The sequence below is a fragment of the Enterobacter sp. BIGb0383 genome, assembly GCF_003751845.1.
GTDB lineage: Bacteria > Pseudomonadota > Gammaproteobacteria > Enterobacterales > Enterobacteriaceae > BIGb0383.
The window spans coordinates 1550930-1569309 of sequence record NZ_RJKQ01000001.1 but is presented as its reverse complement, the minus strand read 5'-3'; the positions used below and the strand labels follow the sequence as shown (position 1 = coordinate 1569309).

17 protein-coding genes and 1 tRNA gene are annotated in these 18380 nt (G+C 51.3%); 9 read left to right on the top strand and 9 right to left on the bottom strand.

The genetic code is table 11. The features are described 5' to 3' along the window. Positions 1-2: 2 nt before the first annotated feature. Positions 3-563, bottom strand: coding sequence for an NAD(P)H-dependent oxidoreductase (locus EDF81_RS07445; protein ID WP_123347442.1), 561 nt, complete (start codon positions 561-563; stop codon positions 3-5). A 368-nt stretch (positions 564-931) separates the two neighbouring features. Between EDF81_RS07445 and EDF81_RS07440 the strand changes: the two genes are divergently transcribed. Further along, the gene (locus EDF81_RS07440; protein ID WP_123347441.1) at positions 932-1276 is read left to right on the top strand and encodes a helix-turn-helix domain-containing protein; all 345 of its coding nucleotides are present in this window, start codon (positions 932-934) and stop codon (positions 1274-1276) included. A gap of 14 nt (positions 1277-1290) precedes the next feature. Here EDF81_RS07440 and EDF81_RS07435 read toward each other — a convergent pair whose 3' ends face one another. Then, the gene (locus tag EDF81_RS07435; RefSeq protein WP_123347440.1) at positions 1291-2244 is read right to left on the bottom strand and encodes a LysR family transcriptional regulator; all 954 of its coding nucleotides are present in this window, start codon (positions 2242-2244) and stop codon (positions 1291-1293) included. A gap of 256 nt (positions 2245-2500) precedes the next feature. On the opposite strand from EDF81_RS07435, the gene EDF81_RS07430 reads away from it, so the two are divergent. Both EDF81_RS07430 and EDF81_RS07425 read left to right on the top strand, forming a co-directional pair. Further along, positions 2501-3415, top strand: a complete 915-nt coding sequence (locus EDF81_RS07430) for an aldo/keto reductase (RefSeq protein ID WP_123347439.1) — start codon at positions 2501-2503, stop codon at positions 3413-3415. A gap of 49 nt (positions 3416-3464) precedes the next feature. Further along, positions 3465-4022, top strand: a complete 558-nt coding sequence (locus EDF81_RS07425; RefSeq protein WP_123347438.1) for a flavodoxin family protein — start codon at positions 3465-3467, stop codon at positions 4020-4022. A gap of 48 nt (positions 4023-4070) precedes the next feature. On the opposite strand, the gene EDF81_RS07420 is transcribed toward EDF81_RS07425, so the two are convergent. The 3 genes from EDF81_RS07420 to EDF81_RS07410 form a co-directional block, all read right to left on the bottom strand. Then, positions 4071-4940, bottom strand: a complete 870-nt coding sequence (locus tag EDF81_RS07420) for an aldo/keto reductase (RefSeq protein WP_123347437.1) — start codon at positions 4938-4940, stop codon at positions 4071-4073. Between the two features lie 157 nt (positions 4941-5097). Next, positions 5098-5172: transfer RNA gene (locus EDF81_RS07415), tRNA-Arg, on the bottom strand. Positions 5173-5247: 75 nt separating this feature from the next. After that, positions 5248-6162 (bottom strand): formate/nitrite transporter family protein, encoded by a 915-nt coding sequence (locus EDF81_RS07410; RefSeq protein ID WP_123347701.1) that lies wholly within the window; start codon positions 6160-6162, stop codon positions 5248-5250. A 269-nt stretch (positions 6163-6431) separates the two neighbouring features. Here EDF81_RS07410 and mlaA point away from each other — a divergent pair, with 269 nt between their 5' ends. Beyond that, positions 6432-7184 carry a phospholipid-binding lipoprotein MlaA gene (mlaA, locus tag EDF81_RS07405; protein WP_123347436.1) on the top strand — a complete coding sequence of 251 codons (753 nt, stop codon included), beginning with the start codon at positions 6432-6434 and terminating at the stop codon, positions 7182-7184. 220 nt (positions 7185-7404) lie between these two features. After that, a complete protein-coding gene (locus tag EDF81_RS07400) occupies positions 7405-9498 on the top strand; it encodes a TonB-dependent receptor (RefSeq protein WP_123347435.1) in 2094 nt (697 codons plus the stop codon). 101 nt (positions 9499-9599) lie between these two features. On the opposite strand, the gene EDF81_RS23910 is transcribed toward EDF81_RS07400, so the two are convergent. The 3 genes from EDF81_RS23910 to EDF81_RS07385 are packed head-to-tail and all read right to left on the bottom strand — an operon-like array spanning position 9600 to position 11423. Then, on the bottom strand, positions 9600-9917 hold the full coding sequence (locus EDF81_RS23910) for a colicin V family bacteriocin (RefSeq protein WP_148049916.1): 318 nt from the start codon (positions 9915-9917) through the stop codon (positions 9600-9602). After that, positions 9904-10281 (bottom strand): nitrogen fixation protein NifS, encoded by a 378-nt coding sequence (locus EDF81_RS07390; RefSeq protein ID WP_148049915.1) that lies wholly within the window; start codon positions 10279-10281, stop codon positions 9904-9906. Before EDF81_RS07390 ends, EDF81_RS23910 begins: the two co-directional genes overlap by 14 nt. A gap of 5 nt (positions 10282-10286) precedes the next feature. Next, entirely contained in the window at positions 10287-11423 is a 1137-nt protein-coding gene (locus EDF81_RS07385) for a glycosyltransferase family 2 protein (RefSeq protein ID WP_123347432.1), read from the bottom strand. A gap of 350 nt (positions 11424-11773) precedes the next feature. Here EDF81_RS07385 and EDF81_RS07380 point away from each other — a divergent pair, with 350 nt between their 5' ends. Next, complete coding sequence (locus EDF81_RS07380; protein WP_123347431.1) at positions 11774-12580, top strand: trans-aconitate 2-methyltransferase; 807 nt, start codon at positions 11774-11776, stop codon at positions 12578-12580. Between the two features lie 68 nt (positions 12581-12648). Here EDF81_RS07380 and fadL read toward each other — a convergent pair whose 3' ends face one another. Beyond that, positions 12649-14007 (bottom strand): long-chain fatty acid transporter FadL, encoded by a 1359-nt coding sequence (fadL, locus tag EDF81_RS07375; protein WP_184999473.1) that lies wholly within the window; start codon positions 14005-14007, stop codon positions 12649-12651. A gap of 400 nt (positions 14008-14407) precedes the next feature. On the opposite strand from fadL, the gene EDF81_RS07370 reads away from it, so the two are divergent. From EDF81_RS07370 to fadJ, 3 genes are all read left to right on the top strand, one after another. Next, entirely contained in the window at positions 14408-14692 is a 285-nt protein-coding gene (locus EDF81_RS07370; RefSeq protein ID WP_123347429.1) for a YfcZ/YiiS family protein, read from the top strand. A 161-nt stretch (positions 14693-14853) separates the two neighbouring features. Next, entirely contained in the window at positions 14854-16164 is a 1311-nt protein-coding gene (fadI, locus tag EDF81_RS07365) for an acetyl-CoA C-acyltransferase FadI (protein WP_123347428.1), read from the top strand. Next, positions 16164-18308, top strand: coding sequence for a fatty acid oxidation complex subunit alpha FadJ (fadJ, locus tag EDF81_RS07360; protein ID WP_123347427.1), 2145 nt, complete (start codon positions 16164-16166; stop codon positions 18306-18308). Before fadI ends, fadJ begins: the two co-directional genes overlap by 1 nt. Positions 18309-18380 lie beyond the last annotated feature (72 nt).

Below are 18380 nucleotides of genomic sequence, written 5' to 3'. Positions count from 1 at the left end.
TATCAGGACGCCAGAGCTTTGATTGTTGCAATCAGGCGGGTGGCATGATCTTTTGCAGCTCTATATTGTGCTTTCAATATGTCTTCGTTATCACGGCTGGTGTAGCTGATACCATTGGTATAAATAGAGGGTTGCAACTCAAGATTGCATAATGTTGCGGTCGTCTCGAACTGCGGCAGGTAATCATCTACCCTGTAACTGAAGGCGCCATCGCGTGAATAGGCGACTTCCGGCGCACCGGTAGTAAACGACAGCAGCAGTTTTTTTCCGGCGAGCTTGCCTTTAGAGCCATGTGAGAAACCGTGCAGAAATACGTTATCTATCCACAGTTTCATCAAGCCAGGTACGGAATACCAGGAAAAAGGAAACTGCCAGATGATGAGGTCGGCATGTAATAGCGCGGTCTGCTCAGCCTCAATATTGAAGTCGTAGTCAGGGTAGAGCGTGTCCAGACGACGGATTTCCACTTCCGGCAGGGCCTGAGAAACCTCTTCGAGGATAGTGGCGTTGGCGACGGAGGTTTTCAGGTCGGGATGACCGGAGATAATAACGACTTTTTTCATAAAACATTCCTCAGGACTCAAAAATGATTAGATACCAAATCCGCCATCAACGGCGATGTCTGCGCCGGTGATGAAACCTGCTCTTCTTTCCTTGCCATATTTCGTTCCTCGAATGACATAACCGATTCTTGATAATATAGAGAGGATATTTATCCACGAGTACCCTACCTGAGCTAACAGGACTACTGACCTAAAGTTAACAATGGGCCGTGCGAAGTCCGGGCAGTGTTTTTGTTCCAGGATTTATGAGGTAAAGGTTAAAGGTGCATCAACCTGAGTTTACGTTGTTTGTTTATTTATATATCGATAATCTTGCAGGGTCAAAAACCTCCGGGACCAGATGGCCCGGGATCTTCGCAAGGGAAAGAATGCTGAAATTATATTATATGATAGAAGATATTCTGCAGTGGATTGATGCGAACATTGACAAGCCACTGAGGATCGAAGATATTTCCGTAAAATCAGGTTATTCAAAATGGCATTTGCAAAGGGTTTTTTATCAGCATAAGAAAAAAACAATAGCGTGCTATATCAGGGACAGAAAGTTAGATTTAGCAGTAAATGACCTTATATCGACAAACAAAAACATCCTGACCATCTCGATTGAATATGGTTTTGGGTCGCAGCAGAGCTTTACAAGGATATTTTCCAAAAAGTATAAGATACCGCCATCGCGTTATCGATATCTTTATAGTTCGAGCTTGCGCCATTAATCAAGTGACTTAGGTCAGACACTGTATTGTTTTAACTCTTTTAATGGCGTGCTGAGTTCTTTTTTTAAGCGTAATTTATCTAAAAGATACTGTACTGTTGTTTGCACACGTTGTGCAATCAATGCCCGGTGAGGATATTGAATAACCATTTCAAAATCACCAGGGTCATGTTCATCAAACAACAAGACCTTTAAAGCGCCATTCTCGATTTCTTTCAGACAATTATGAACGCCTACCTGTGCTATACCGAGTCCCAGAACCGCCACATCGGTAAGGGACTTAGGGTTGGTGAGCGTTATCTTAGCGTTTTTTGGGGTGATAAATGAGAGTGTCCCGTCAGATCCTTTGAATCCCCACGGGCTAATTCTGCCATCAATGAATTTTCTGGGGATTAGTGTGTGATTACTCAGTTCGGCAGCTGAATCAGGAATGCCATGCCGGGAAAGATATTCAGGCGAGGCGACAAGGACAGTTGGCATTTTACAAATTGACCTTGAGATGAATGCCGAGTCGGTGATTTTTCCACCGCGTATAACAATATCATAGCCGTTGTCGACTAAATCTATAATATTATCGTCAAAGTCCACTTCGACGGTTAGGTTTGTAAACTCTTTAATTAACCCGACAAGTTCAGGAACAATAAAATCTGAGCCAAAAGCGGCACTGGTTGAAATTCTTACGTGGCCTCTGTTCTCATTTTTTTCCGTCATCACCATATCGACAGCATTTTCCAGTGCCCCCAGCGCTATGCGTACATGAGCAAGAAAAAGTTCGCCCTCTTTGGTCAGTGAAAGGGTTCTTGTCGTTCTGTTCATAAGCCGTACTCCCAGCACTTTTTCAAGGCTGGCGATATTCTTACTTACAGCAGCAGAAGTGATTTTGAGTTTTCTTGAAGCTGCCGCGAAGCTTTGGGAATCAGCTGCTTCGACAAATGAAATAATTGCACGAACATGTTGCGAAATATCCACTGGCACACTCCTGACATCTCTATTATATCAAAGGCAAAAGTAACGGCACGTTAGTATAACGCGATCCGTTGCCGATCACTATCAACTCAAGGTTGAGACAGAAACGACTTAACATGAGGTTAACATTCTCTGGGCGATGGTTACCATAAAGGAAAATCGTTGCCGATATCTTTTCTGTGTCGACAAATTGATGTGGCTGTGACGGTATGCCAGGCCGCCATGGGCCCTTACGCAACAGACTCTTATAGAGGTGGCTATGCAAAAAAATGTGACTTATACGGAAACAGGTAATGGAACCCGGATCCCCCTGGTCGGGTATGGTACCTTTCTGATTACAGACGAAGAGGTCGCAGATGCGGTCTTTAATGCCATTAAAGTAGGCTATCGGCATATTGATACTGCGGCAGTATACAATAATGAAGTCGGCGTGGGTCTGGGGATCAAGAAGGCCTTAAGCGATTTATCGCTCACCAGAGACGATATATTTGTAACGACAAAGCTCTGGCCCGGATATGCTGGTTGGGGTGAGGAAAGTAAGAATAAGCAAGATACCCTTGCCGCTTACAATCAAAGCTTAGAGAAACTCGGCCTCGATTATGTCGATTTATATCTTATTCACTCTCCACATGGTGGTGAGCAGCGCCTGTCGCAATGGGAAGCGTTACTTGAACTCCAGCTTTCTGGCAGAGTAAAAAGTATTGGCGTCAGTAACTACAGTATAAAGCACCTGGATGAAATAAAGAACGCTGGCCTGCCTCTGCCTGATGTAAACCAGATCGAACTTCATCCGTGGTCGCAAAAACCAGAATTACGTGAATACCTTGAGATTAATGGTATTGCACCTATTGCTTACAGTAGTCTGGCACCGTTATCGACATGGCGGAATAAACCCGATCAGACAAGTGGAAAAACTCAGGCAATGATCGATGATGGCGCCGTGTTTTCTACTTTAGCCCAAAAATACAATGTTACGGAAGCTCAATTTTTATTGCGATGGGCTGTGCAGCAAGGCTACCCGGTACTTCCTAAAAGCCTCAATCCGGAACGCATGCGACAGAACCTCGATGTGTTTGGTTTTGATATAAGTGAGGAAGATATGAATTTAATAAAACTCATGAATCGTGGTGACGGCATTGCCTGGGATCTGGGCGATCCAAGTCTGATAGACTGATTTATTACTCTCGGTTATTTATTTGACGATTGACATCAATGAGGTATGTATGAGTGTTAAAGTAAGTGTGGTGTATTTTTCTGGCTATGGACATACCAAAGCGGTTGCGGAGGTTGTCGCTGCGGCTGCGCAGGCGGAATTAATTTCTATTTCAAGTGAAGGAACCCTGGCAGATAATGACTGGGAAACCCTGAATCGTTCCGATGCTATTATTTTTGGTGCGCCAACATATATGGGGTCTGCGCCGTGGCAGTTTAAACGATTCTCTGATGACTCTTCTAAAATATGGGCGAAACTCGGCTGGAAAGACAAAGTCTTTGCCGGATTTACTAACAGTGCGGCATTGAACGGCGATAAATTCAATACACTGCTGCAATTCCAGACGCTGGCGTCTCAGCACGCCGGTATTTGGGTTGGCTTAGGCATTCTGCCTGCGAGTTTAAAAGCCTCGTCAAGAAATGATATCAATAATCTTGGCGGTTTCTCTGGTTTGTTGGTCCAGTCTCCAGCCGATGCCGGTGCGGATGAGATCCCGTCGGGTGACCTTGAGACAGCAAAGCTGTTTGGCAAGCGTGTATTTGATATCGCGGAGAAATTTGTCAAATAAGTCAGTTTCACAGGGGAATGGAAAACATTCCCCTTGAATGTATCACTGTCAGCTATGTATTTTTACGCCGAGGCAGCCGCGCACGAATTCGGGCTTAAAATGTTTGACTGAATCGCCAACATAACCTAAATCGAGTGAACTGATTTGCGCCATTTCGTTATCCGACAGCGTGAAATCCCAGATGGAAATGTTCTCTTCAATACGCTTCAGCTTCGTGGATTTAGGAATGATCGTCACACCCCGCTGCAGGTTCCAGCGCAGGACAACCTGAGCAACGCTTTTTTGATGGGCATTGGCAATTTGCTGAAGCAGCTCACTTTCATAAGGCTTATGTCTCCCACCGCCTAATGGTGCCCAGGCTTCAGGCTGAACGTTATAGTACTTCATGGTCTCAAGCGCTTCAGCCTGTACAAAGTACGGGTGCAATTCGACCTGGTTGACCATCGGCCTGATTCTGACTGTTTCACAGAAGTTTGCTAACACGTGAGGATAGAAATTGGATACGCCAATCGCTTTCAGTTTACCTGCTTCGTAGGCCTCCTCCAGAGCACGCCACGCGCTGAAATAATCGCGCATTGCCTGATGCAGTAAATAAAGATCAAAGTATTCTAACCCTGATTTTTTTAGTGATGATTCAATCCCCGCTATGGCCATATCATAGTTACCCATATCCTGGACCCAAAGTTTAGAGGTTATAAATAACTCCTCACGGGTACACAGACCGGCATCAATGGCTTCACGTACGGCGTCACCGACGGCATCTTCGTTACCGTAAACGGCTGCGGTATCGATAAGACGATAGCCTGCGCGGATAGCACCCAATACTGACTGTTTGCATTCTTCTTTATCGGTGACCTGGAAAACGCCAAAACCAACCATAGGCATTTTAAGATCATTGCTTAACGTTGAATATTCCACTTAAAAATTCCCGATCGTGTTAAAGCTAACAGTCTAGGTCAAAGGCGCACTGATGATTAGTATGTAAAAGCTGAATTGGCTTATGAATAAAACTCATTAATGGCGCTGAGTACAAGGGGGGATTGATTGATTTTGGTAAACGTCAGGAAAGGTGTACTGGTGTCCCCTGCAGGAATCGAACCTGCAACTAGCCCTTAGGAGGGGCTCGTTATATCCATTTAACTAAGGAGACAAGGCGGCGCCAGTATAGCGTTTTTTCCCGGGCAGGGTAAGCGCCTGGCCGCCTGACTGCTTAAAGCGTCGCCATTCAGGGCTGATTTTCTTTGGCTTCTTTGGCCCGGGCCTCGGCTTCGGCCCTGCGTTTATTGCTCATATCATTGCGGATCTGGGCGTGGCTAAGCAGGGCGAAAATAAAGGTGCCGCCGCAGATATTGCCTGCCAGCGTCGGCAGGGCGAAGGGCCAGATAAACGCCTGCCACTGCACATCCCCGTTAAAGACCAGGTAGAAGATCTCCACCGCGCCGACCACGATATGGGTGGTATCGGCCAGGGCAATAAGCCATGTCATCAGGATAATCACCACGATCTTTGCCGCTCCGGCGGCGGGGAACATCCAGACCATGGTGGCGATTAGCCAGCCGGAAATAATGGCGTTGGAGAACATTTCGCCGGGGCTGTTTTTCATCACGTCCATACCTATTTTGACGAAAGCGTCGCGGGTTGGCTCGTCGAAAATGGGCATATGTTCAAAGGCCCAGGCCGCAATGGCGGTGCCGATCAGGTTACCCAGCAGCACAATGCCCCAGAGCCGCATCAGCAGGCCCATATTGCTGAGCGTGGGCTTTTGCATAATGGGCAGTACGGCGGTGACGGTGTTTTCGGTAAACAGCTGCTGGCGGGCCATAATGACGATGATAAAGCCGAAGGTGTAGCCGAGGTTCTCGAGCACAAAGCTGCCGGGAATGCCGTCGAGCTGAACGTGGAAAATCCCTTTCGCCAGCAGGGAGGCGCCCATTGAGAGCCCCGCAGCAATAGCTGACCACAGTAGCGCCATCCCGTCGCGCTTGAGCTCTTTTTCGCCGTCCTGGCGGATATGCTCGTGGATCGCCATCGCCCGCGAGGGCAGGCGGTCTTCATCCACCTCGATCTTTTTGCCCTCGCTCTGCTCTTCACTTTCGACTTCCAGTCCGTCGCTGTTTTTGTCGATTTTCTCTTCTTTAATATCGTCCATTCTGGCTGCCTCTCGTCACCTGCGCTCCATTAAGCGTAGCGGCTCTGTAAGGTTCGACGTCAGGACATCGTCTGAATTTTTTCCTGCGGTGTGCGGTGCAAAAAGTGCGGCTATGCTGAGAACAGGTCCCCGGCATACGCAACGGGGGCGTGACATCGTTACTCTTGCTGATACAATCGGTTACACGTTAACGGGCGGAGGCGTTCTGCTGTTCCGTCATCGATGGCAATTCATCAGGCCATTTTAACAGGGAGACCTCTATGAATTTTCGCCTGTCAGCGCTTGCGCTGGGAGCAACCCTGCTGGTCGGCTGCGCGAGCTCCGGTGAGCAGCAGGGACGTTCTGACCCGTTTGAAGGGTTTAACCGCACGATGTATAGCTTCAACTTTAACGTGCTGGACCCTTACGTTGTGCGACCGGTTGCGGTTGCGTGGCGCGATTACGTGCCACAGCCCGCGCGAAATGGCCTGAGCAACTTCACCAGCAACCTCGAAGAGCCGGCCATTATGGTGAACTATTTCCTCAAGGGCGATCCCTATAAGGGCATGGTGCACTTTACCCGCTTCTTCCTGAATACCCTGCTGGGGATGGGCGGCCTGGCCGATATCGCCGGTATGGCGAACCCGAAACTGCAGCGCGTTGAACCGAGCCGCTTCGGCAGCACGCTGGGGCACTATGGCGTGGGCTATGGCCCGTATCTGCAGCTCCCGTTCTACGGCAGCTTCACGCCGCGTGAAGACGTCGGCGATATGGCGGATTCGCTCTATCCGGTCCTCTCATGGCTGACCTGGCCGCTGTCGGTCGGGAAATGGACCGTGGAAGGGATTGAGACACGCGCCCAGCTGCTGGACTCCGACGGTCTGCTGCGTCAGTCTTCCGACCCGTATATTATGGTGCGCGAAGCCTACTTCCAGCGTAATGACTTTATCGCCAACGGCGGCCAGCTGAAGCCGCAGGAAAACCCGAACGCGAAGGCGATTGAGGGCGATCTGCAGGATATCGATTCCGAATAAATTCCCTGCGAGATATCCCTCCTCTACCAGCGCCCGATGAGTTTCATCGGGCGTTTTCTGTTTTGGCCACCGATAAGCGCGTCGAATAGATTCAGGGTGATATCGTTACCCTACCAACTATAACGGTAATCATTATCATTCTCTTTATCGTTTACGCTTCATTTAAGTTACGTTACCTAAGGTAGACGCGCGCCTTTCTTATATACGTAATGGACTTCTGATGAAAAAAAATAAAATCACCGCGGCAATTCTCCTTGCCGCGGCAGTGCCTGCGTTTGCTCAGGACGATACCATGGTTATTACGGCAAGCGGCTATGAGCAGAAACTCACCAATGCTCCCGCCTCTATTTCGGTTATTGGCCAGGATGAACTCACACAGAAAAACTACAGCGACCTGGGTGAAGCGCTTAGCGGCGTGGAAGGGGTTGATGTGCGCGGCGGCACGGGGAAAACCGGCGGGCTGGATATTTCCATTCGCGGCATGCCCAGTAGCTACACGCTGATCCTGATTGACGGTATTCGCCAGAACGCCAGCTCGGATACCACGCCCAATGGTTTTGATACCCTCAATACCGCGATGATGCCGCCGCTGTCCGCTATCGATCATATCGAAGTGATCCGTGGCCCGATGTCGACGCTCTACGGCTCCGACGCCATGGGCGGCGTGATTAATATCATCACAAAGAAAAGTCCCGATGGCTGGCACGGTGGGATTAATCTTTCCCATTCTTTCCAGGAACACAGCAAATGGGGTGACAGCTCCACCGTCGGGGTTTACACCAGCGGGACGCTGATCCCGGATACCCTGGATATGACGCTGCGCGGTAATTTTGAGCATCGCCAGGGTTCCAGCGTCACCAGCCTGAGCGACAACGGCAGCAATACCCGCGTGCCTTATCCGACAAAAAGCGACAACTACACCGTCGGTGGCCGCCTGAACTATCACACCAGTGAGAAGAACACCCTGTGGATTGACGGGGAAACCTCGCAGCAGGAATATGATAACCGTGACGGTCAGCTGGGTCCGGTCGGAACCAGCGGCGGCGGCTACCGCGAAAAGCTGCGCTATCAGCGTAATAAAGTGGTGGTCGGCCATGACAGCGATCTCTCATTTGGTCGCTGGAGCTCCAGCCTCTCTTATGCGGTTTCCGAAAACAAAGGCCGCGTATTAACGCCGCGTACCCTGTCGGCTGATAACAGCGGATTAAGCGGTCAGGATCGCCAGCTGAAAAATACCAACACCATCTTTGATACCAGCCTTGTCTCTCCGCTGGGTGACGATCATCTGTTGACCGTGGGCGGCCAGTACTGGGATGCGCGCCTGAAAGATGGGATTGTCCTGGCGAACAGCGGTGAAACGTTTAACCAGAAAACCTGGGCGCTGTTTACGGAAGATGACTGGCAGATTATCGATCCGCTTTCCCTGACCTGGGGCGCACGGTATGAGAAACACGACAGCTTTGGCGGCCATATTAGCCCGCGTGCTTATCTGGTGTGGAACGCGCTGGATAACTGGACCGTAAAAGGCGGCGTCAGTACGGGGTATAAAGCGCCGTCCCTGAGCCAGCTGCATAACGGCGTTAGCGGCGTTGCCGGAAATGGCCTGGTCTCTACCATCGGTAATCCGGATCTGAAACCGGAAACCAGCGTTAACTACGAAACCGGCCTCTATTATGAGAACGCCGATAATGTAAAAGCCAATATCACCGGCTTTATCAGCAACTTCCGCAACGCTATCGACAGTGAAACGCTTGACGATTCCACCTACTCTTATCGCAACGTCGGCAAAGCGATTAACCAGGGTATTGAGTTCGCGACCTCGTTCCCGGTGGTGATACCGGAACTGACGATGAACCTGAATTACACTTATACCGACAGCAAACAGCGCGGTGGGGAGAATCCGGGCGCGCCGCTGACCAATACCGCACGTCATATGGCGAATGCTAAGATGTCATGGCAGGTCAACGATGCGCTGACCTCGTGGGTTGCGGCGGAATATCACGGCAAAACGCCGCGTTATACCTCGAATGTCGAGAATCTCAGCGATGCGGAAAAAGCAGTCTATGACGCTCGCGGCGCGTATCTGAAGGCCTGGACCGTGGTGAATATGGGGGCTGCTTATCGTATCACGCCGCAGCTGACCGTTAACGGCACCGTTAACAACGTGCTGGATAAGGACTTCTCGAAAGTGAGTCTGTACCAGGTTGGTCGTAGCAGCGTCTACGCGGGTGATTACTTCCAGACGCTGGCGTCAACAACCGGCTATGTAACGCCGGGGCGTAATTACTGGCTGTCGCTGAATTATACCTTCTGATGGCATCCGAAAGAGACTCGTCTCGCCAACGCCCGATGGAGTACATCGGGCGTTTACAACGCCATAGAGGTGGATATTTCCATTGGAATTAATGCAATACATTAATAACAAATATCGTTATCGTTGAAGGGATCCCAGTTACACATTCTTCCTGCTCCGTAATTCCATGCTTCAGATGGAAAATCCGCAGGTTTTCCACCCGTGCACACACCTGAACCGGAAGGTGCGGGATTACCTGGGCTGTAAAAACCACCGGGCCAGGAGCAACTCTTACCTGATACAATGCCAACAACGGCAGACCATACAATTTGAGCCCCTGTTCCCCAATCTCCACTACCGCTGGCACCACCAGATATCATTGAAAGCTCTAATGTATCAGTGATCTCTTTTAACACTAATCTATGACTATTTTGCATCATCTAACTCCTTTATTAGTTTAGTTACTGGTTTTAAGTTGTTTGTCGCATATTCCATTGTGCTAAGATGGATTATATTCTTCTTGTTAAAGTTGCTGGTGTAAAATTGATATTTTAATCCTGGCGCGCAAATCAGGATTACAGCACCTTGTGCTATAAGCTTTTCTATGTCTGACTCAGTGTTATCTCTCTCAACGCTCCATTCGGGATAATGTGTATTAATATACTTATCCAGTGCTTGAATATACTTCATTTCTGAGCCAAGACCGAATAGATTTCCCCAGATACCAGCACCGTTAACTCCCTGTAGTGGGTATCGCCCTAATAATTGACTGGGCATGTAAATAAAATAGATCATCTTCTTCATTTTCTTCATCCTTTCCTGGAAGTTTCTTCTTTTAAGTACTCATCAACAAGATCTGTTTTAAAACCGCAGTCACGCACGCTCGAAAGTAATTTTCTGGCTTGAACGTACTGTTTTTTTTCATAAAGATAGAAGGATATGGCTGCATCGATATGAAGTCCGTCAGAATGTAGCATCTCCTCATGGACTTGATGGGCCCCTTTCCTGTATCTCACGAGATTAAACATAATCCTGGTGGCTTTTACTTGCCAGTTAAAGAGTTCATATACAGCGTTATAATAGATGGAGTTAGTATTGTTTGGTACGATTAGGTCCATTAGCCTGGTGATTAGATAAAAATCACTATGACTGCATTGTATCATTACACATGCTCGTGCAATTAAATCAAGAATGGCAAAGGTATAGGCATCTTGCTTTATGTTTTCATAAGACAAAGGTTGGTTGTTATTCAGTGTTATCTTTTTTAATAGAGAGTGGTAAATTTCATTCGGATAGAGGGTTTCAAACGAATCCCGATAGTAGAAATAGTACCAGCGAAGGTTTTCTGGCTCCAGGGTTATATTTCGAATGTTTAATTTTCTATTCCTTAGTGCTTTCTCTTTTTCAATGATAACCTCATTGGTATAGCCGTCGTGATGTAGAGTTATATCCACTGAGACAGGAGTGTAACTACTCCCTTTTGTTATCCTTAAATCCTCATGAACATACCCTAAATAGAAAAACAAACCATTATTAGGAAGGATCCTTCTGACTGATGTTGTAACATTTCCGTTGTGGTCAATTATTTTTGGACAAAGTACCTGGTAATCTCTGGTATTGCTTTCACTGGCGGAAGTTATGCGTTGATGGATTCTTTTATCTGACGTCTCGAGATACTCGTCTGCATCAATAAAGAAAATATAATCAGAGGTTGACTTTCTGATGGCGATGTTTCTGGCCTCTGAAAATGAGTCATGCCATTCCACGGAGAACGTTTTTATCAGGTCGTTATTAAAAGAGTTGATGATGTTAACGGTATTGTCATCTGATCCTGTATCGATAATTATGATTTCATCAAAAACATTAACAATACTATGGATGCATCTTGAAATGCAGCGTTCTTCATTTTTTACAATTATGGCAGCAGTAACGGTGAAATCATCCATGCTTCACTCTCCCCTTTTGTTGTAATGATTATCATTATCATTATGGTTCGAGGGGTAAAGCGTTGAATTTCGAAAGTGTGATTTGTATTGTTTTTTTTACGTGTATTAATCCCATAGTCGGCTGGAAGCCCGCCTGGCCAGTACCGGGATACCATCGAGGCGATACCGGCACGCAGGGTATACAGTACGCGGGTGATTACTTCCAGGCGCTGGCGTCAACAACCGGCTATGTAACGCCGGGGCGTTTTATCTTGATGCTCATCATTCTGTTTTGGTTGTGTTATAACATAACAATTATTTGTCGGGACGGTAGGGAACGCCGCAACAACCATTCATGAAATGAGGGAAAAATGTCAGAAGATGAAATCATGGCGTTGCTGTCACGCTGGGATCGACAGCAGGAAGGTTATATCGAACAGCGTGAGGAACGTTTTAAGGTCATGTTCGATGTTATTGAATCTGTCCTGGGGGGATCGTTTACTGCGATCGATGCCGCCTGTGGTCCCGGTTCGCTGAGTAAACGCCTGCTCGACCGGTTCCCTCAGGCACACGTTATTGCCGTTGATGCGGATGTTATGCTGCTTGAACTGGCGCGTGTTTCGCTGGCGCATTATGGCGAGCGTGCTCAGGTTATTGAAGCGGACCTGGGCTTATCTTCATGGAGCGAGAAAGTTCTGGCTGCAGCGCAGGCGGCGAATGTTGATACGCCCTCGGTGCTGTTGTCTACCACGGCATTGCACTGGTTAATGCCGGGTGAACTTGCTGAGTTTTATGGTGCCGCAGGGGATCTGCTAAAGCCTGGTGGCATGGTGATGAATGGCGATCACATGCGTTTTGACAGCCGATTGCCAACGCCACGGCAGGTCGCAAAACAGGTTCGGGAAAAGGTTGAACAGGAGACGGTGGCACTGGGAGAGGACGACTGGGCATCCTGGTGGCTAAAAGCAGAAAAAATCCCGCGCCTGAAAAAGTTAAAAGTAGAGCGTGATGCCCGATATGCCGCACGGCAACCGAAGCGTAAGAATAGCGGGGAAGATTGCCCGGTTGATTTTCATGTCGCATCGCTGCGGCATGCCGGTTTTACTGAGGCGGGAACGATATGGCAATATTTTGATAATTATATTGTTTTTGGTCGAAAACCGCTTTCAGACGAATAAGTTCAGTCCTGCCAGCGCCAAAACGCCCGATGAATGTCATCGGGCGTTTTGTTAACGCCAGGGGCCAATCAGAACGCGTAGTTAAAGTTCGCGCCGTAGAGCCAGGCTTTACCTTCAGAGCTGAAGGTGTACGGGCCTTCGGTGAACTTCACTTTCTGACCGTGCATATAGGAAACGCCGACATCCACGGACGCATCTTTATTAAACGCGTAGGTGGCACCGGTGCTCAGCCACAGACGATCCTGGTCCGGGATGGAGATAGAGCGGTGAGAAGCCGGAACCGGGCTATCATCGTAGGCGATACCGGCGCGCAGGGTCCAGGCATCGTCCATATAATAGGTGGTCCCTAACGCAATGCGGTAAGCGTCTTTAAAGTTCTCTTCTTTCTGGAACAGGGTCTGACCGTCGTTGCCGGTCGCTTTCAGCTCCTGGAACTGGCTCCAGCTGGTATAGGTCAGGCTGTAGTGAACCGCCCACTGCGGTGCGACGCGGTTATAACCGGACACTTCCCACATTTCAGGCAGGTTCAGATCCAGAGATCCGCCGATGGTCGCGCCGCCGGTGCCGTAAGGCAGGCCGTTGGCCGTCAGCGCGGCGTTAATCAGCGGGTTGTTGGTCAGGCTGCTTCTGTAATCGCCATCGTCAAATTTAACCTTCACTTCAGAACGATAGGTCAGCGCATAGCGGTTGTTTTTATCGATCTCATACAGAATACCGGCATTCCAGCCGAAGCCCCAGGCATCGCCTTTCAGTCTGGCAATCTGGGTATCGTTGCTCAGAGAGCCCGCATAGCCAGCCAGCGCCTGCAGGTTCTGGTTGGTGGCGAAGTCAGGGCGTGCGCGAAGCTGGGCGGCGGTCAGCAGACCCAGGTCGCCCGCATAGCGTTCCAGCTTGGCTTTCGCATAGACGGCGTTAAAGCCGAGGCCGAAGCTCCAGCTATTGCTCAGACGATATGCACCGCTCAGGTTCATATTGGCGGTGGTCAGGTCGGTTTTACCGCCCATAGAGCCTGCGGCATAGTTGTCGCTGAACTCCGTTGCCAGACCGTAGTTAGAGGTCAGGGACGCGCCCCAGCCAAACTGTTCATTTATAGGAGCAACAAAATGAATATTTGGCACCCAGGCGTTTGGCGCAATATTGCCAGCATCCACGCTTTGACCCGACGGAGAGGTACCTGAAATACTCACGTCCGGATTAACGTAGACGGCACCACCGGAAAAGGTCGGGCGATCAAACAGAGTAATCAGCGCCGGGTTACGGCTGACGTTGCCGGCATCGTCGGCGATAGCGCCTTCACCAGAATACGCACGGCCCAGGCCTGAAGAGGAGAATTCATTTAACTGGAAGCCTGCGGACCAGGCCTGTGTAGAGACGATTGCCACTGCCACTGCGAGTGCAGACTTGGTAAACCGGGTTTTCTGGCTCATGCCCATAACCTCATTGAGTTATTTTTTATTCAAAAATATTACAGTTCGTAATAGAAGCGCGAAGTGTAGGGTCTGTACAACCTAAGAGAAATCAGACCAGTGCCGAGAGTATAGGTCTGACCAGCTGGAATGTTGCAAGTATGTTTATAAGTTTTTTCAATTGTGATCTTAGAAACGCGATCCAGCTGACAATTTTTCCGTCGGGGATGAAAAGGGCGAGGGGCAATTTTTGTTTTAGATCATTTTTAACTGTGATTTTGCTCACTTATCGCCGCCCCGGACATTAACAACTGGAGACGGGTCGGCGGCGGGCGTAAAATAGCCATAATATTTATCTGGCACCCCGAGTGCGTTTTTGCGTACTGAACGCCGCAAAATCTAAATACAGAGGTAATCTACAATGAGTAAATGCAGTGCTGATGAAACCCCGGTTTGCTGCTGTATGGATGTTGGTACCATTATGGACAACACCGATTGCACCGCGTCTTACAGCCGTGTATTCGCCAACCGCGCCGATGCGGATGCCACCCTGGAAGCGCTGAGCGCCAAAGCTCGTGGTGTAGAATCTGACCCTTGCGTGATCGCTCCAACCTTTACCGAGGTTAGCGGTGGCGTACAGCTGGATATCGACTTTGTGTTCGCCTGTGAAGCCGAAACCCTGATTTTCCAGCTGGGCCTGCGTTAATCCCTTCTGTTAACGTCCCGCTTTGCGGGGCGTTTCCTTTACGCTTCAATGTGTTTTAGCTCCCATTTTTCCCCTCCGCCGATTGGCTAAATGTAAAAAACTGGTTAAAACTGTTATCAGGTCAGACCACTTTTGCGCATTATGGTTAACAGGGGAGCGTTATGAGTCAGGCACTACCGCTTGTCACCCGTCAGGGCGACCGCATTGCCATTGTCAGCGGGTTGCGTACGCCATTTGCCCGTCAGGCAACGGCCTTTCACGGCATCCCGGCAATCGATCTGGGGAAAATGGTGGTGGCAGAGATGCTGGCCCGCAGTGAAATCCCGCCCGAAGTGATTGAACAACTGGTCTTTGGCCAGGTGGTTCAGATGCCTGAAGCCCCCAATATTGCCCGCGAAATCGTCCTCGCGACGGGGATGAGCGTTCATACGGATGCGTATAGCGTCAGCCGTGCCTGCGCCACCAGTTTTCAGGCGGTGGCGAACGTCGCCGAAAGCCTGATGGCGGGCACCATCCGCGCCGGTATTGCGGGCGGGGCTGACTCTTCCTCTGTCTTACCTATTGGCGTCAGTAAAACGCTGGCCCGCGTGCTGGTGGATGCCAATAAAGCCCGCACTCTGGGCCAGAAACTGAAGCTTTTTTCCCGCCTGCGCCCGCGCGACCTGCTTCCGGTTCCACCGGCGGTGGCCGAGTACTCAACCGGCCTGCGGATGGGCGATACGGCCGAGCAGATGGCGAAAACTTACGGCATCACCCGCGAACAGCAGGACGCGCTGGCCCACCGTTCCCATCACCGGGCGGCGCAGGCCTGGGCTGAAGGAAAGCTCGGCGATGAGGTGATGACCGCCTGTATCCCGCCGTACCGTCAGCCGCTGGCGCAGGACAACAATATTCGCGGCGACTCGACCCTGGCCGACTACGCCCGACTGCGTCCGGCGTTTGACCGTAAACATGGTTCGGTAACCGCCGCCAACAGCACGCCGTTAACCGACGGCGCGGCCGCCGTGATCCTGATGACCGAATCCCGCGCCAGAGAGCTGGGCCTGACGCCGCTGGGCTATCTGCGCAGCTACGCCTTTACCGCCATCGACGTTAAACAGGACATGCTCCTCGGGCCCGCCTGGTCGACGCCGCTGGCGCTGGAGCGGGCCGGGCTGACGATGACCGACTTAACCCTGTTCGATATGCACGAAGCCTTTGCTGCCCAGACCCTGGCGAATCTACAGCTGCTCGCCAGCGAGCGTTTTGCCCGCGATGTGCTGGGCAGGGCGCACGCGACCGGCGAGGTGGATGACGCGAAATTTAACGTGCTGGGCGGATCTATCGCCTACGGACACCCCTTTGCCGCGACCGGTGCACGCATGATTACCCAGACGCTGCACGAGCTCCGTCGCCGCGGCGGCGGCTTCGGGCTGGTAACCGCCTGCGCTGCAGGTGGGCTGGGTGCAGCCATGGTTCTGGAGGCCGAATAATGACAACGACGTCCGCATTTACCCTGCACCTGCGCAATGACCAGATCGCCGTGATGACCGTCGATGTGCCGGATGAGAAGATGAATACCCTGAAGGCGGAGTTTGCCGGTCAGGTTCGCACCCTGTTAAAGCAGGTACGTGAAAACCGTGAGATTCGCGGGCTGGTCATTATCTCTGCCAAAGCCGATAACTTTATCGCCGGGGCCGATATCCGCATGATTGACGGCTGCGCCAGTACCGAACAGGCCGAAGCTCTGGCCCGTCAGGGGCAGCAGCTGATGGCGGAGATCCACGCGTTGTCGATCCCGGTGATTGCCGCTATTCACGGAGCCTGTCTCGGCGGTGGTCTGGAACTGGCGCTGGCCTGCCACGGCCGTATCTGTACCGACGATGAAAAAACGCTGCTCGGGCTGCCGGAAGTGCAGCTCGGCCTGCTGCCGGGATCCGGCGGCACCCAGCGTCTGCCGCGCCTGATTGGCGTCAGCACCGCGCTGGAGATGATCCTCACCGGCAAAACGCTGCGGGCGCGCCAGGCGCTGAAAAGCGGGCTGGTGGATGAGGTGGTGCCACGGTCGATCCTGCTGGCGGCGGCGGTGGAACGGGCGAAAAAAGAGCGACCCGCCAGCCGACGCCTGCCGGTAAGGGAGCGCATTCTCGCCGGTCCGCTGGGGCGGGCGCTGCTGTTCCGTGTCGTCAGCAAAAAGACGGCGCAGAAAACCCAGGGTAACTATCCGGCGACCGACCGCATTCTTGAGGTGATTGAAACCGGGCTGAGCCAGGGTAGCAGCAGCGGCTATGACGCAGAAGCCCGCGCCTTTGGCGAACTGGCGATGACCCCACAGTCTCGCGCCCTGCGCAATATCTTCTTTGCCAGCACCGAGCTGAAAAAAGATCCCGGTGCGTCGGTGGAGCCAGGTCCGCTCCATTCGGTAGGGATACTGGGCGGCGGGCTGATGGGCGGCGGCATTGCTTTTGTTACCGCCAGTAAGGGCGGACTGCCGGTGCGTATCAAAGACATCAATTTCAACGGCATTAACCACGCCCTGAAATACAGCTGGGATCTGCTGGATAAAAAAGTCCGTCGCCGTCATATCAAGCCTGCTCAGCGCGACAGCGAGCTGGCGCGGATCTCCGGCACCACCGACTTCAGCGGTTTTTCCGGGCGTGACCTGGTGATTGAGGCGGTCTTTGAAGATCTGGCCCTCAAGCAGCAGATGGTTGCCGACGTTGAGCAGCACTGCGCACCGCATACGATTTTTGCCTCTAATACCTCCTCTCTGCCAATCGGCGATATTGCCGCCCGCGCCCAGCGTCCGGAGCAGGTGATTGGCCTGCACTTTTTCAGCCCGGTGGAGAAAATGCCCCTGGTCGAGGTGATCCCGCATCAGGGCACCAGCGAGCAGACCATCGCGACGACGGTTGCACTGGCGAAGAAACAGGGCAAAACCCCGATTGTGGTGGCGGATAAAGCCGGTTTCTACGTTAACCGTATTCTGGCGCCTTATATTAATGAGGCGATGCGGATCCTGACCGAAGGCGGCAAGGTAGAAGAGGTGGACAGGGCTCTGGTCCGCTTTGGCTTCCCGGTTGGGCCGGTACAGCTGCTGGATGAGGTCGGGATTGATACCGGCACTAAAATTATTCCGGTGCTGGAGGCCGCTTTCGGCGAACGCTTTAGCGCCCCGGATAAAATCGTTGCCGCGATCCTCGGGGACGATCGCAAAGGCCGCAAAAATGGCCGGGGTTTTTATCTCTATCCCGCCAAAGGGCAGAAAGGCCGCAAGCGCGTCGATCCCGCTATCTATCCGCTGATCGGCGCAAGCGGGCAGGCATCGGGTCTGACGGAGCAGCATATTGCCGAGCGCTGCGTGATGCTGATGCTGAATGAAGCCGCCCGCTGTTTCGATGAGGGGGTTGTGCGTAGCGCCCGCGATGGCGATATCGGCGCGGTATTTGGTATCGGTTTCCCGCCGTTCCTCGGCGGGCCGTTCCGCTATATGGATTCGTTGGGGGCCGCTGACGTGGTGGCGATTTTGCAGCGTCTGGCCTCGCAGTACGGACCCCGCTTTACGCCGTGCGATCCCCTGCTGAGAAGGGCAGAGCAGGGGGATAAATTCTGGCCGGCGCGGGTGGAACAAAACTAAATTCTGCGTTGAATGAGGCACATCCGCTCATTTAATAAACAGGGATTGACTATACTTACGCCATTGATGTAA

Coding starts and splice junctions, on each gene's coding strand:
- EDF81_RS07445 (WP_123347442.1), bottom strand. CDS start 563: ATGAAAAAAGTCGTTATTATCTCCGGTCATCCCGACCTGAAAACCTCC.
- EDF81_RS07440 (WP_123347441.1), top strand. CDS start 932: ATGCTGAAATTATATTATATGATAGAAGATATTCTGCAGTGGATTGAT.
- EDF81_RS07430 (WP_123347439.1), top strand. CDS start 2,501: ATGCAAAAAAATGTGACTTATACGGAAACAGGTAATGGAACCCGGATC.
- EDF81_RS07425 (WP_123347438.1), top strand. CDS start 3,465: ATGAGTGTTAAAGTAAGTGTGGTGTATTTTTCTGGCTATGGACATACC.
- mlaA (WP_123347436.1), top strand. CDS start 6,432: ATGAATTTTCGCCTGTCAGCGCTTGCGCTGGGAGCAACCCTGCTGGTC.
- EDF81_RS07400 (WP_123347435.1), top strand. CDS start 7,405: ATGAAAAAAAATAAAATCACCGCGGCAATTCTCCTTGCCGCGGCAGTG.
- EDF81_RS23910 (WP_148049916.1), bottom strand. CDS start 9,917: ATGATGCAAAATAGTCATAGATTAGTGTTAAAAGAGATCACTGATACA.
- EDF81_RS07390 (WP_148049915.1), bottom strand. CDS start 10,281: ATGAAGAAGATGATCTATTTTATTTACATGCCCAGTCAATTATTAGGG.
- EDF81_RS07385 (WP_123347432.1), bottom strand. CDS start 11,423: ATGGATGATTTCACCGTTACTGCTGCCATAATTGTAAAAAATGAAGAA.
- EDF81_RS07380 (WP_123347431.1), top strand. CDS start 11,774: ATGTCAGAAGATGAAATCATGGCGTTGCTGTCACGCTGGGATCGACAG.
- fadL (WP_184999473.1), bottom strand. CDS start 14,007: ATGAGCCAGAAAACCCGGTTTACCAAGTCTGCACTCGCAGTGGCAGTG.
- EDF81_RS07370 (WP_123347429.1), top strand. CDS start 14,408: ATGAGTAAATGCAGTGCTGATGAAACCCCGGTTTGCTGCTGTATGGAT.
- fadI (WP_123347428.1), top strand. CDS start 14,854: ATGAGTCAGGCACTACCGCTTGTCACCCGTCAGGGCGACCGCATTGCC.
- fadJ (WP_123347427.1), top strand. CDS start 16,164: ATGACAACGACGTCCGCATTTACCCTGCACCTGCGCAATGACCAGATC.